Source organism: Rhodanobacter sp. UC4452_H20 (assembly GCF_052978205.1).
This window is the reverse complement of the sequence record NZ_CM129662.1, coordinates 1,530,597-1,545,180: the sequence shown is the minus strand read 5'-3', so window position 1 is coordinate 1,545,180 and position 14,584 is coordinate 1,530,597. Positions and strand designations below refer to the sequence as shown.

Genomic DNA, 14,584 nt, shown 5'->3' with positions numbered 1-14,584 from the left:
TCGGTGGGGCGCAGCGCCTGGCTGCCGCCCGTCTTTCGGCCATCGGCCGGCTGAGCGGGGCGTCGGAGAGGATATTTGGGGGGAATGATCGGCATGGCGGTACAGGGGCAGGATCGGCAGGATGGCGAACTTCGCGAGCGCTTCTACCAGAGCGTGGCGGAGACGCTTACCCTGCTGCACCCGGCCGCCGGCTACGATCGCCGCCGCGCCCTGCTCGAAGTGGCCACCACCGTGGTCAGCACGATGGATCTGCCGCTGGTGTGGATCGGCCGGCGCGAACTGGGCCAATCCACCCTCGAGCTGATCGCCGCCGGCCCCGCCGCGGAGTACGCCAGCGTGTGGCCGGTCAGCGACGATCCGCGCGAACCGGGCGGCCGCGGCCCGGCCGGAGCCGCCTTGCGCGACGGCCGTCCGCAGCTGGCCTCGATCGACTCGCCCGGGGACGCGGACTGGCAGGGCTCGGCCCATGCCTACGGCCTGGACTCGGTCATCGTGGCGGCCGCCGGCACCGCCGACGGTGGCCAGTTGGCACTGGCCGCGTACTCGCGCCGCGGCGGGCCCGCGCTCACCGACGAACTGCTCGACTGGGCGCAGCGCCTGGCCGACGAGCTGGCCCGGTTCTGGGACGACCAGGCGCAACTGGAACGCAACCTGCGGCTGGGCCGTTTCCGCGATGCGCATCGCACGATCCAGCGCGCGCTGCTGGCGCACCCCGAGCCGGCGGCGATCTACATGACGCTGGCCAATGCACTGGTCAAGGACGCCGCGGCCAGTGCGGTGATGGTTTATGTGCCCGAGGGCGAGGTGTTGCGCCGGGAAGTGGGTGCCGGGCCGCTGGTCGAGCGGCTGGCGACGCTGCCCGAACCGCCGCGACAGGTCGACGAACCGCCGATGCCGGTAGCCACCCAGGCGTGGATGGAGGGTGAACCGGTGGTGCGGCTGCGCCCGTCGGCGTGGCCCGACGTGTCGCTCGTGTGGCACGGCGAGTCGCTGGGCGAGGTGGCGGCGATCGGTTGCTGGCCGATCTTCCAGACCCTGCCCCGCGACAGCGGTGTCGAGTACCACGCCGCCGCCGTGTTGTTGCTGGCGGCGGCCGAGATCGACGCGTTCGATGCCGACCTGTGGCGCCTGCTCGACGAGATTTCCGACACCGTCGGCCTGGCGCTGCGCCAGTACTCGCAGCGCCAGGCCCTGTTCCGCGAACAGGAGCGACAGACCTACCTGGCGCTGCACGACGCACTGACCGACCTGCCCAACCGGCGCGCGCTCGATTACCACCTCGAACGCGCGCTGGCGCGGGCGGCCCGGCACCACCATCTGGTGGCGGTGGGCATGCTCGACCTGGACGACCTCAAGCCGATCAACGACCGCCACGGCCACGCCGCCGGCGACCGCGTGCTGGTCGAGGTGGCACATCGCCTGCACGACGCACTGCGCTCGGAGGATTCGGTGGCACGCGTGGGCGGTGACGAATTCGTGCTGGTGCTGGAGGACCTCGCCAGCGAAGACGACCTGGCCATGCTGCTGGAACGGCTGTGGCAATCGCTGCAGCAGCCGATCGCGCTGGGCGGACAGAACAACATCGACATCACCGTCAGCCTGGGCGTGGCCTTGTATCCGACCCACGCGCAGGACAGCGGCGAGCAACTGCTGCGGCTGGCCGACCAGGCGATGTACCAGGTCAAGGCACACAAACAGCAGCGCGCCAACTGGTGGGCGCTGGCGCGCAGCGAAGGCGCCCCCGTTGCGGCGGCGGGCGATGAGGCCGGCATCGCCGAGGCGCATGGCCCGCAGGCGGCCGCGGTGCTGCGCGCGTGTGCCGAGGTCTGGCAGGCGCAACTGCCGGTGGTGGCGCAGCGCTTCCATGCCGCCCTCGGCGCCCATGAAGGCATCGCCGGCCTGCTGGCGAGTTTCCCCGCGTCGGCGCGGGAGGCGTTCGAGGAACGCCTGGCGCGCCATCTGCAAACCCTGTGTTATCCCGAGCTGGAAGAAGCCGGCCAGCGCGCAGGCGCGATCCGCGCCGGTATCTGCCAGGCCGCGTGCGGGCTGGAAGAAGCGTGGCTGGCCGAGGCGATCGAGCAATTGCGCGGGATCCTCGCCGGCACCCTGGGACGCGGTCCGCGCGCCCAGCGCGATGCGCTGGCGATCGTGCTGCAGCGACTGGCGATGGACCAGCAATGGCAGCTGGAAAGCATGCGCGACCTGCAGCGGCGGCGTGACGCGGCGCTGGCGAAGATCCACGCCGCGGCGTGGTCGGCGCACGACAGCCTGGACTTGCTCGAAGACGCCGTGCAGGTGCTGGCGGCGCACGAGGAACTGGTCGTCTGCGCCGCCGGTCGCCCGGATGCCTCCGGCGACATGGTCAGCGAGCTGGTGGCCGGCGCGGTGCCGGCCGAATACCTGCGCATCACCAACCACGGCGTGGCGCCGCCGCTGCAGGTCGATCGCGCCGCGGCACGGGCGGAAGAACCGCTGCGCCGCGCCTGGCAAAGCGGTGCCGTCGAACGCAGCGCGCACTACGGCAGCGATCCGGTGATGGCCTTGTGGCGCGACACCGCCGAACGCCACGGCATCGTTTCGCAGGTCGCGGTGCCGCTGTGCCTGGCCCCGGGCCGGCCGGTGGCGCTGCTGGCGCTGTACAGCGGTTATGCCGGCGGCTTTCGCAGCGAGCACCAGCGCGCGTTCATCGCGCAGATCAAGCAGGTACTGGAACTGGCGCTGCTGCGCATGGCGCCGCAACGCCAGTTGGCGACCCTGCTGCCGGCCTTCGTGCGCCAGCGCTGGCGCAGTCTGCTGGCCGGCGGTGCGCTGCGCATGCACTACCAGCCGATGGTGCGCCTGGCCGACAACCAGATCGCCGGCTTCGAGGCGCTGGCGCGGCTGCGCGACGCCGCCGGCGGCCTGCAGCTGCCGGCCAGTTTCATGCCGGCGCTGGGTGCGGCAGGGCTGATGCGGCTGTTCCGCGACGGCATCATCCAGGCGGTGGCGCGGCAGCAGTCGCTGGCACGCAGCGGGCTGGCGCTGGGCATGTCGGTCAACGTGCCGGTGGCGGCGCTGCGCGATGCCCGCTACGCGCGCACGGTCGAGACCATCCTGCAGGCCAGCGGCTGCCCGCCCGACGCGCTGCGTTTCGAGGCTTTCGAGAATGCCAGCGGCATCGGCTGCTGGGCGTTGCTGGCCGAAACCGGCGTGCAGTCGCTGAAGTCGATCGAGCACCACGCGCCGGGCGACGACCGCGCGCTCAGCCGCAACCTGGTGGCGCGGCTGAGCCAGTCGCCGTTCGACCGCATCAAGGTCGACCACGCCATCATCGGCCAGGTCCGGTTCGACCCGCTGGGCACCCTGCGCGCGCTGCGCCAGTTGATCCGGGTCAGCCACGACCTGGGTCTGGAGGTGGTCGTCGAAGGCCTGGAATCGGCCGGCATGCTGGAGGCCGCCGCGATCCTCGGCGCGGATTTCGGCCAGGGCTTTGCGCTGGCCCACCCGATGCCGGCGGAGGCGTTGCCCGGGTGGCTGGGGACCGTCCGTCCTCCGCGGCCGGGCGCATCGCCGCGCCATGCGCTCGGCGCGCTGGCCAGCGCGCTGCGTTGGGAGGAGCGTTTCGCCGCGTTGTTCGACGTGCCCGATGCGCTGCGCCGCCACGTCCATGCCGGCGGCGGCGTCGGGGACTGGCTGCGTACCGCCGAGGGCGTCGGCGCGCCGTTGCGGCTGGCCTGGCGCGAGATGCTCGACGCCGCCGCCGCGGGGCCGTTCGACCCCGGCCACGGCCGGCGCCGCGACCGGCTGTTCGCGCTGCTGGTCGAGCACGCGCTGGCCGAGGAGCAGGCCCCCGCTCGCTGACCAGCGCGGGCCGATCTGCACAAGCGCAAGCTGATGCGGCGACGGACCGATTTCCGGTAGGCTGATGATCGTTGCACCGAATCACCCACGACTGCCGCTTTGCCGGTGACTCCCGGCTTGTGCGGCAGGCAAACGCGCCGACACGATCCACGACGACGGGGAGCCGCCGAGGGAGTCCATGCCGAACCGAGCTGCCGTGCCCGGCGAACTGCGCGAGCGCTTCTATCGAAGCGTGGCGGAAACCTTGAGCCTGTTGCATGCCGCTCCCGGTCACGATCGCCGCCGGGCACTGCTGGAAGTCAGCCGCATCCTTGCTGCCACCATGAAGCTGCCGTTGGTGTGGATCGGCAGGCGCGAGAGCAACATGCACGCGGTCGAGGTGCTGGCCGCCGCGGGGCCGGCGCAGGCCTATGCCGAGACCCTGCGCTTGAGCGACGCGATGGACGAGCCCGGCGGCCGCGGCCCGGTCGGCATCGTGCTGCGCGAGGAGCGCGCCCGCGTCACCCCGGTGGCCTCCGCCGAGTTTGCGCACTGGCGCGCCGCCGCCCGCCAGCACGGCTTCGGTGCCTGCATCGTGGCCGCCTCGCGTACCCGCGACGGCGGCCAGCTGGTGCTGGCCTCGTACTCGCGCGAGGGCGGCCCGGCGCTTGGCGAGGAGCTGCTGGACTGGGCCCAGCGCCTGGTCGACGAGCTGAGCCGGTTCTGGGACCACCAGATGCTGCTAGAACGCAGCATCCGCATGAGCCGTTACCGCGATGCGCAACGCACGATCCAGCGCGCGTTGCTGGAGCAACCCGACCCGGACGCGATCTATCCCACCTTGGCGCGTGCGCTGGCGGACATCGCCGGCGCTGCGGCGGTCGACGTGTTCGCCGCCGTGGAGGGCCAGGACACCTTGCGCCGGGTGGCCCTGGTCGGGCCGATCGCCGAGGTGATGCTGACCCTGCCGATGCCGCCGCGGCACCAGGACGGCCCGCGCACCATCGCGCCTACCCAGGCGTTCATGCAGGGCACGCCGGTCATCCGGCGCAAACCCACGGCAGGCACGCCGAGCGACAACCCCTGGCGCCCCGAGCTGAGCGAGCACGCCAGTGCGGTCGGCTGCTGGCCATTGTTTGCCGGGCCCGTCGATGGCACCGACCCGAATGCGCGCACGCCGACCGGCGTATTCGTGGTGGTGACCGCCGAACCCGATGCGTTCGACGAGGAGATGTGCCGGTTGCTCGACGAGATCGCCGACGCCGCCGGGCTCGCCCTGCGCCAGCATGCGCAGCGCCACGCCCTGCGCCAGGAGCAGGAGCGGCAGACGTACCTCGCCTCGCACGACGACCTCACCGACCTGCCCAACCGGCGCGCGCTGGATCGCCATCTGGACGCGGTGCTGGCCAGCGCGCGGCGGCAGGGGCGGCGGGTCGCGGTCGGTCTGCTCGACCTGGACGATCTCAAACCGATCAACGATCGCCACGGCCACGCGGTGGGCGACCGCGTGCTGGCCGAGGTGGCCGAGCGGCTGCGCCTGCTGCTGCGCGGCGGCGACTACGTGGCGCGCTTCGGCGGCGACGAGTTCGTGCTGGTGTTCGACGACCTGCAGCACGAGAGCGACCTGGACGACCTGCTGGAACGGATCGGTGCCGCGTTGCTGCAACCGGTGCCGATCGACGGCCGGCTGCTGCCGATCGGCGCCAGCCTGGGCATCGCCACCTATGCCAGCGACGGCCATGCCAGTGGCGAGCAGTTGCTGCGCCTGGCCGACCAGGCGATGTACCAGGTCAAGGCGCGCAAGCGCCATCGCACGCGCTGGTGGGCGATGGCGCGCTCCGACGGCGCGCTGGCCACGGTGGAACCGGAAGGGCCGGTCGCACCTTACGGCGAGCAGGCCACCATGTTGCTGCGGGCCTGCCGCGACAGCTGGCAGCCGCGGCTGCAGGCGGTGGTGGAGAGTTTCTGCGCGGCGCTGCTCCAGCACGAAGGCATCGGCACGCTGCTGCGCGCGTTGCCGGACGGCGAGTACCGCGCGCTCAAGCTGCACATGCTGGCGCATCTGCAGGTGCTGGCCCGCGCGGACCTGGACCTGGCCGCCCACCGCAAGCGCGCCACGCGCACCGGCCTGTTCCACGCCGCCTGCGGGCTGGAGGAAGTGTGGCTGCTGGAGGCGATCGAGCAACTGCGCGACGACCTGGTCACGGTGCTGGCCTCGGCCGACCGCCGCGCGCTGGACGTGGTGCTGCAACGGCTGGATGCCGAGCGGCATTGGCAGCTTGAAAGCATGCGCGCGCTGCAACGCCGGCGCATGGCGCTGCTGGCCCGGCTCAATGCGCTGGCGTGGTCGGCCGAGGGCTATCTTGGCCTGATCCAGGGCGTGGTCGACATCCTCGCCTCGCACCAGGAATTTGCCGCCTGCGCGGTGGGGCGCCCGGATGATTCCGGCCGGCTGACCTACGAGGCGGTAGCGGGCAATGCGTTTGCGGCCTACCTGCGCGCGCTGAGCGCGGGCGAGGCATTGCCGATCCGCGTCGATCCCGGTCACCCGGAGGGCGGCGGGCCGAGCGGGCGCGCCTGGCGCACGGTCAGCATCCAGCGCTGCGTGCATTTCGGCAGCGATCCGGCCATGGCCAGCTGGCGCGACATGGCGCTCGGGCTCGGGGTGGTCTCCAGCGTTTCGATCCCGCTGTGTCCGTCGCGCGACAACCCGGTGGTGGTGCTGTCGCTGTACAGCCCGTATGCCGGCGGCTTGCAGAGCGAGGATCAACGTGCCTTCGTGGAGCAGGTCAAGTCGGTGCTGGACCTTGCGCTGGCGCGGCTGTCGCCACCGCGGCAGGGCGCCGAATTGCTGCCGTTCTTCGTGCGCGAGCGCTGGCGCGCGCGGATCGCCACCGATGCCTTGCAGATGCACTACCAGCCGCTGATCCGGCTGGCCGACGGCGCGGTCACCGAGTTCGAGGCGCTGGCGCGCTTGCGCGACGTGGACGACCAGCTGCTGGCGCCGGGCCGCTTCCTGCCCGCGCTGGATGCCGATGACCTGATCGTGCTGTTCCGGCATGGCCTGGCGCTGGCCACCGCCTGCCGGCAATCGCTGTGCGGTGCGGGCCACCCGCTGGACATGTCGGTGAACGTGCCGGCGGCGGCGCTGGAAGATCCCCGCTACGGCGCGGCTGCCGCCGCGGTCCTCGCCGACAGCGGTTGCCCGCCCGCGGCGCTGCTGCTGGAGATCCTCGAATCCCCGCTGGCCAGCGAACACCCCGGCTCGCTGGACGAGCCGGGCATGCAATCGCTGAAGGCGCTGGGCGTTCGGCTGGTCGAGGACGACCTCGGTGCCGGCTACAGCTCGCTGATCCGGCTGCGCCAATGGCCGTTCGACCGCATCAAGATCGACCAGGCGATCGTGCTGCAGGCCCGACGCGACCCCTTGAACACGCTGCGTTTCATCCGCCAGCTGATCCGCATCGGCAACGACCTGCGGCTGGAGGTCGTGGTGGAAGGGCTGGAAACGCCCGACCTGATCGAGGCGGCCTCGCTGCTGGGCGCCGATTTCGGCCAGGGCTACGCACTGGCCCGGCCGATGCCGGCCGAGGCGCTGCAAGGCTGGCTGCGCGCGCATCGCCCCGCTCCGCGGGCGCAAGTCCCGCTCACCAGTCTCGGCGCGCTGGCCGGCGAGTTGCTGTGGGAGGAGCAATTCGTCGCGCTGCCGGCCGAGTCCGCGTTCTGGGCCACCCACAGCGGACGCACCTGCGGCCCCGGCGAATACTTCCACCTGGCCGATCTCGACGACAGCCTGGGCGCCAGCCACCACGCCATGCACGTAGCCGCGCTGAAAGGCCCGCAAGACCCGCACTACCGCCGCCTGCGCGAAACGTTTCTGGCCGCACTGGTCGCCCACGTGCTCGAATCGTCGGGCTGATCGTGCCGGGGCAGGCGAGATCCGTGTCGCTTGCCCGGCCCAGCCATTGATCACCGGGCGCCGGCCATCCCAGCGTCGGCGCCGCGCCGGAGTTCGCGCGATGGTTGACCGGCTCGGCATGTATCCCTAAAATTGCGCGTTCTCGGCGGGCGATTAGCTCAGCGGTAGAGCACTGCCTTCACACGGCAGGTGTCGCAAGTTCGATCCTTGCATCGCCCACCATACAGAATCGCGAAAAGGCCACCCAGCGGGTGGCCTTTTTCGTGTTCGCGGCGAAGGAGACGGCCTTGCCGATCGCCGCCGGCTGCGGCGGCGTGCAAGGAGCGATGGTGGCGAATTGCTAGACTTGGCGCCTTTCCCGACGCAAGCGCACGCTCATGGCATTCCTCGACACCGAACTGGTTCGCATCCTTCACGCGCTGCAGCAGTTCGAGCTGACGCCGTGGAAGATCGTCGGCTTCGCCGGCACGCTGATGTTCACCAGCCGCTGGTTCGTCCAGCTCTACTACACGCGCAAGTACAAGCGCGTGGTGATGCCGCTGGCGTTCTGGTGGCTGTCGGTGTGCGGCAGCGTGTTGCTGCTGGCGTACTTCGTGTTCGGCAAGAACGACTCGGTGGGCATCCTCTCCAACTTCTTCCCGGTGTTCGTGTCGGTCTACAACCTGGTCGTTCACCTCCGCCATCGAAAGAACGGCATGACCGGCGACGCCACCGCTTGAGTTGGCGTAGGGCGGGCACTGCCCGCCGCCCTCGTCACGAGCAAGAGCCGGCGGGCAGTGCCCGCCCTACCCGGGCGGCCGGTCAATCCGGGTCGTAGTCGAGGTTGGCGGCGAGCCAGCGTTCGGCCTCGGCCTGGCTCCAGCCTTTGCGTTTGGCGTAGTCCTGCACCTGTTCCAGGCCCAGGCGGCCGACCACGAAGTACTGGCTGCCGGGGTGCGAGAAGTACCAGCCGGAGACGGCGGCTGCCGGATACATCGAGAAACCTTCGGTGAGTATGATGCCGGCGTTGTTCGTGGCGTCGAGGAGCTTGAAGAGCGTCGCCTTCTCGGTGTGATCGGGACAGGCCGGATAGCCGGGGGCGGGGCGGATGCCCTGGTATTTCTCGGCGATCAACGCCTCGTTGTCGAGGCTTTCGTCGGGCACGAAACCCCAGAACTCCTTGCGCACGCGCAGGTGCATGCGTTCGGCGAAGGCTTCGGCGAGGCGGTCGGCCAGCGCTTTCAGGATGATCGCGGAGTAGTCGTCATGGTCGGCGTGGAAGCGCTCGAGGTGCGGCTCGATGCCGAGGCCCGCGGTGACGGCAAAGCCACCGATCCAGTCGGGCTTGCCGAACGACTTCGGCGCGATGAAATCGGCCAGGCACAGGTTGGGCCGTTCCACCGGCTTGTCGGCCTGCTGGCGCAGGTGGTGCAGCGTGGCCAGCGGCTGGGTGCGGGTGTCGTCGGTGTAGATCTCCACGTCGTCCATGAGGTTGGCGGCCGGCCAGAAGCCGATCACCGCGCGGGCCTTCAGCCACTTCTCGTTGACGATCTTGTCCAGCATCGCCTGCGCGTCGGCGAACAGTTCGCTGGCCTGCGTGCCGACCACGGCGTCGGTGAGGATGGCGGGGTAGTGGCCGGCCAGTTCCCAGGCCTGGAAGAACGGTGTCCAGTCGATGGTTTCGCGCAGCTCGGCCAGCGGGTAGTCGTCGAACACGGTGAGGCCGGGCTGCACCGGCTGCGGCGGGTCGTAGTTGGCCCAGTCGCAGCTGAAGCGGTTGCCGCGTGCGTGCGCCAGCGTCACCAGTTTCTTGCCGGGGCCGCGGTGCTTGTGGCGCTCGCGCACCTCCGCGTACTCGCTGCGCACCTTGGCCAGGAAGCCGTCGACCAGCTCCTTGCTGACCAGCGACTGCGCCACGCCGACCGCGCGCGAGGCATCCTTCACCCACACGCAGGCGGTTTCGTAGTGCGGCTCGATCTTGATCGCGGTGTGCGCGCGCGAGGTGGTGGCGCCGCCGATCAGCAGCGGGATGCTGAAGCCGCGCCGCTTCATTTCGCGGGCGACGTTGGCCATCTCCTCCAGCGAAGGGGTGATCAGGCCGGAGACGCCGATCATGTCGGCCTTCTCCTCGATCGCGGTGTCGAGGATCTTCTGCGCCGGCACCATCACGCCGAGGTCGATCACCTCGAAGTTGTTGCAGGCGAGCACCACGCCCACGATGTTCTTGCCGATATCGTGCACGTCGCCCTTGACCGTGGCCATCACGATCTTGCCGTTGCTCTTGCTGGTGTTGCCGCTGAGTTTTTTCTCCTCTTCCATGAAGGGCAGCAGCCAGGCCACCGCCTTCTTCATCACACGGGCGGATTTCACCACCTGCGGCAGGAACATCTTGCCGGCGCCGAACAGGTCGCCGACCACGTTCATGCCGTCCATCAGCGGACCTTCGATCACGTCCAGCGTGCGGGTGACGGTCTGGCGCACTTCCTCGGTGTCTTCCACCACGAACTGGTCGATGCCGTGCACCAGTGCGTGTTCCAGCCGCTTGCGCACCGGCAGTTCGCGCCAGGCCATGGCGTTGCTATTGTCCTGCTCGCGCGCGCCTTTCTTGTGCTTCTCGGCGATCTCCATCAGCCGCTCGGTGGCGTCGGCGCGGCGGTTCAGCACCACGTCTTCCACGCGCTCGCGCAGCTCGGGTTCCAGCTCGTCGTAGATCGCCAGCTGGCCGGCGTTGACGATGCCCATGTCCATGCCGGCCTGGATGGCGTGGTAGAGGAACACGCTGTGGATCGCCTCGCGCACGGCGTCGTTGCCGCGGAACGAGAACGAGACGTTGGAGACGCCGCCGGAGAGGTGCGAGTACGGGAAGCGTTTCTTCAGTTCCTTCGCCGCCTCGATGAAGTTCACCGCGTTGTCGGCGTGCTCCTCGATGCCGGTGCCGATCGGGAAGATATTGGAGTCGAAGATGATGTCTTCGGGCGGAAAACCCACTTCTTCGGTGAGCAGCTTGTACGAGCGCTCGCAGATTTCCAGGCGGCGCGGCACGCTGTCGGCCTGGCCGTTCTCGTCGAAGGCCATCACCACGGTGGCGGCGCCGTAGCGCAGGATTTTCCGCGCCTGCTCCAGGAATGGTTCTTCGCCTTCCTTCAGCGAGATGGAGTTGACCACGCCCTTGCCCTGCAGGCACTTCAGGCCGGCCTCGATCACGCTCCACTTGGAGGAGTCCACCATCACCGGGATCTTGGCGATGTCCGGCTCGGCGGCGATCAGGTTGAGGAACTTCACCATTGCCGCTTCGGAATCGAGCAGGCCTTCGTCCATGTTCACGTCGAGGATCTGCGCGCCGCTCTCCACCTGCTGGCGGGCCACTTCCACCGCTTCGTCGTAGCGGTCTTCCTTGATCAGCTTCTTGAACTTGGCCGAGCCGGTGACGTTGGTGCGCTCGCCGATGTTGATGAACAGCAGGTCGGGCGTGATGACCAGCGGTTCGAGGCCGGACAGGCGGGTGTGGCGCGTCATGGTCATGCGGCCTCCGCTTGATCGACGCAAGGCAGCGCACGCGGCGCGCAATCACGCACCGCCTCGGCAATCGCCCGGATGTGAGCCGGCGTGGTGCCGCAGCAGCCGCCGACCAGGTTGAGCAGGCCGTCGCGGGCGAAGTCGGCGATCACGCCGGCCATGTGTTCGGGCGTCTCGTCGTATTCGGCGAAGGCATTCGGCAGGCCGGCGTTCGGGTGGGTGCTGACATGGCTTTCGGCGATGCTCGCCAGGGTCTGGATGTGCGGGCGCAGGTCCTCGGCGCCGAGCGCGCAGTTGAAGCCGACCGACAGCGGCTGTGCGTGGCGTACCGAGTAGTAGAACGCCTCGGCGGTCTGGCCGGAGAGCGTGCGGCCGGAGCGGTCGGTGATGGTGCCGGAGATCATCACCGGCACGCGCGCGCCGCGCTGGTGGAACAGTTCGGACAGCGCGAACAGCGCGGCTTTCGCGTTCAGCGTGTCGAAGATCGTCTCGACCATGATCACGTCGGCGCCGCCGTCGATCAGGCCGCTGGCCGCTTCGGTGTAATTCGCCGCCAGCTCCTCGAAGGTCACGTTGCGGAAACCCGGGTCGTTGACGTCGGGCGACAGCGAGGCGGTGCGGCTGGTCGGGCCGAGCACGCCGATCACGAAGCGTGGCCTGTCCGGCGTCTTTGCCGTCATCGCGTCGCAGGCGGCACGGGCCAGCTTTGCGCCTTCCAGATTCAGCTCGTGGGCCAGGTGCTGCAGTTTGTAGTCGGACTGGCTGATGCGGGTGGAGTTGAAGGTGTTGGTTTCGACCAGGTCGGCGCCGGCGTCGAGGTAGGCATCGTGCACGCCGCGGATGATTTCCGGGCGGGTCAGGGTGAGCAGGTCGTTGTTGCCCTTGAGGTCGCAGCCCGGATGGTCATGGGCATGACCGTCGTGCGCGTGCGCGTGGCCGTCGTGGCCGTGCTCGAAGCGCTCGCCGCGAAAGCCCTCTTCGTCGAGGTGGTGCGCCTGCAGCATGGTGCCCATGGCGCCGTCGATGATCAGGATGCGTTGGCGCAGCGCCTGTTCCAGGGCGGCGACGCGATCGGGGTGGAGCCAGGGCAGGGTGTTCATTGCAACGTCCTTGCAGACAAGAGGGTCAGGCGCGCTTGCGCGCCAGCAGGCTGATGACTTCGAAATGCGGCGCCTTGCGCTCGCGGCTGAGCCGGTTGCCGCTGAGCACGTCGAGCCCGGCGCTGCGCGCGTAGCCTTCGAGTTGCTCGATGCGGAAACCGAGATTGCGGTGGTCGAACGGCTCGACCGCGGCGCGGTGGTCGTGCTGGCCCAGCGTCACGGCCAGCAAGCGGCCGCCGGGGCGCAGCAGGCGGGCGGCCTCGGCCACCGCCTTGGCGGGGTGTTCGGCGTAGGTCAGCGCGTGCAGCATCAGCACCAGATCGAAGCGCTGCTCGCCCAGCTCCAGCGCGTGCATGTCGCCCTGGATCACGCGCACGTTGGCGAACGACTTCAGTCGTTTCGCGGCGGCCTCGACCACGCGCTCGCTGGAATCGACGCAGACGATCGAGTGCGCATGCGGCGCCAGCAGCTCGGCGGTGATGCCGTCGCCGGAGGCGATGTCGAGCACGTCGCCGGTGCCCAGCAGCTGCAGCAGCGAGCGCGCCAGCGTTTCCCAGGTGCGGCCGGGCGAGTAATGGCGCTCCATGTCGCCGGCGACGGTGTCGGCCCAGCCTTCCTCGCGGGCGCGGTTGGCCAGCACGCCGGGTAGTCGTGCGGTGTCCTCGCGCAACAGGGCGTCGTCGATGCTGGCGCGCAGCGAAACCACCAACGCGTGCTGCGCCTCGTCGCCCTCGTTGTTGGCGCGGTAATAAGCCGAGACGCCGGCGCGGCGGTCGCGCACCAGGCCGGCTTCCTTGAGCTTGGCCAGATGCGTGGATACCCGTGGCTGCGCCAGATGCAGCACGGCGGCCAGTTCGGCCACGGTCAGCTCCTCGTTCTCCAGCAGGGCCAGCAGGCGCACGCGGGTGGGGTCGGCGAGCAGGCGCAACACGCTGGACGCGGTGGCCAAGTCCATGATTATCCCTGTATCGCGATATAAAGATGTATAGGCTAGGCCGGGCTTTGCCATGCGTCAAGCGGGCTGCGCGGGGCCGATCGGCCATTTGCCGCTAAAATCGGCGGCTCGATTGCCTCAAGGAGCCCACCCGTGGATTTCCGTTTTACCGAAGACCAGTTGTCGATCCAGTCGATCGCCCGTGATTTCGCGCACAAGCGCATCGCGCCGGTGGCGGCCGAGCTGGACGCGAAGGGCGAGTTTCCGCTGGAGAACATCCGCGAGATGGGCCGGCTCGGACTGATGGGCATCGAGGTGCCTGAGGCGTACGGCGGTGCCGGCATGGACCCGATCGCCTACGTGCTGGCGATGATCGAGATCGCTGCCGCCGACGCGGCCACTTCGACGGTCATGTCGGTGAACAATTCGCTGTTCTGCAACGGCATCCTCAAGCATGGCACCGAGGAGCAGAAACAGCAGTACGTGCGCGCCATCGCCACCGGCGAGGCGATCGGTGCCTATGCGCTGACCGAGCCGCAATCGGGCTCCGATGCCTCGGCCATGCATACCCGCGCCACCAGGAACGCCAACGGCGACTGGGTGATCAACGGCAAGAAGAGCTGGATCACCTCCGGCCCGGTGGCGCGCTACATCGTGCTGTTCGCGATCACCACGCCGGGCATCGGCGCCAAGGGGGTGTCGGCCTTCATCGTCGATACCCGGCTGCCCGGCTTCCACGCCGGCAAGACCGAGCCCAAGCTCGGCATCCGCGCCTCGGCCACCTGCGAGATCGAGTTCACCGATTACGTGTTGCCAAAAGCCAATTTGCTGGGCGAGGAGGGCAAGGGCTTCTCGATCGCGATGGGCGTGCTCGATGCCGGACGCATCGGCATCGCCTCGCAGGCGGTCGGCATTGCCCGCGCCGCGTACGAAGCCACGCTGCAGTGGTCGCGCGACCGCAAGGCGTTCGGCCAGCCGATCGGCACCTTCCAGATGACCCAGTCCAAGATCGCCGACATGAAGTGCAAGCTCGATGCGGCCACGCTGCTCACCCTGCGCGCCGCGTGGACCAAGGGCGAGGCCGAAAAGCACGGCGGCCGCTTCGGCACCGAGGCGGCCGTGGCCAAGCTCACCGCCTCCGAAGCGGCGATGTGGATCGCCCACCAGGCCGTGCAGATCCACGGCGGCATGGGCTATTCGAAGGAAATGTCGCTGGAACGCTACTTCCGCGACGCCAAGATCACCGAGATCTACGAAGGCACCAGCGAGATCCAGCGGCTGGTGATTGCGCGGGCGGAGACGGGATTGCGGTGAGGC

Annotated in this window: 7 protein-coding genes and 1 tRNA gene; 5 read left to right on the top strand and 3 right to left on the bottom strand. The window is 69.4% G+C overall.

Features of this window, described 5'->3' with window-relative positions; translation table 11 throughout:
* Positions 1-93: 93 nt before the first annotated feature.
* From ACVCMC_RS07435 to ACVCMC_RS07420, 4 genes are all read left to right on the top strand, one after another.
* Entirely contained in the window at positions 94-3,840 is a 3,747-nt protein-coding gene (locus ACVCMC_RS07435; RefSeq protein ID WP_447099225.1) for a diguanylate cyclase domain-containing protein, read from the top strand.
* A 178-nt stretch (positions 3,841-4,018) separates the two neighbouring features.
* A complete protein-coding gene (locus ACVCMC_RS07430; RefSeq protein WP_447099224.1) occupies positions 4,019-7,738 on the top strand; it encodes an EAL domain-containing protein in 3,720 nt (1,239 codons plus the stop codon).
* Between the two features lie 147 nt (positions 7,739-7,885).
* A tRNA-Val gene (locus tag ACVCMC_RS07425) sits at positions 7,886-7,960 on the top strand.
* Positions 7,961-8,115: 155 nt separating this feature from the next.
* Entirely contained in the window at positions 8,116-8,457 is a 342-nt protein-coding gene (locus tag ACVCMC_RS07420) for a lipid-A-disaccharide synthase N-terminal domain-containing protein (RefSeq protein ID WP_395117545.1), read from the top strand.
* Positions 8,458-8,539: 82 nt separating this feature from the next.
* Here ACVCMC_RS07420 and metH read toward each other — a convergent pair whose 3' ends face one another.
* Genes metH through ACVCMC_RS07405 form a run of 3 tightly spaced genes read right to left on the bottom strand, consistent with a single transcriptional unit; the run spans position 8,540 to position 13,288 of the window.
* A complete protein-coding gene (gene metH / locus ACVCMC_RS07415; protein ID WP_447099223.1) occupies positions 8,540-11,239 on the bottom strand; it encodes a methionine synthase in 2,700 nt (899 codons plus the stop codon).
* Complete coding sequence (locus ACVCMC_RS07410) at positions 11,236-12,333, bottom strand: homocysteine S-methyltransferase family protein (protein ID WP_447099222.1); 1,098 nt, start codon at positions 12,331-12,333, stop codon at positions 11,236-11,238. The genes metH and ACVCMC_RS07410 overlap by 4 nt, the downstream gene beginning before the upstream one ends.
* 25 nt (positions 12,334-12,358) lie before the next feature.
* Positions 12,359-13,288 (bottom strand): ArsR/SmtB family transcription factor, encoded by a 930-nt coding sequence (locus tag ACVCMC_RS07405; RefSeq protein WP_447099221.1) that lies wholly within the window; start codon positions 13,286-13,288, stop codon positions 12,359-12,361.
* Positions 13,289-13,387: 99 nt separating this feature from the next.
* Between ACVCMC_RS07405 and ACVCMC_RS07400 the strand changes: the two genes are divergently transcribed.
* Positions 13,388-14,581 carry an acyl-CoA dehydrogenase family protein gene (locus ACVCMC_RS07400; protein WP_395121363.1) on the top strand — a complete coding sequence of 398 codons (1,194 nt, stop codon included), beginning with the start codon at positions 13,388-13,390 and terminating at the stop codon, positions 14,579-14,581.
* Positions 14,582-14,584: the final 3 nt, after the last annotated feature.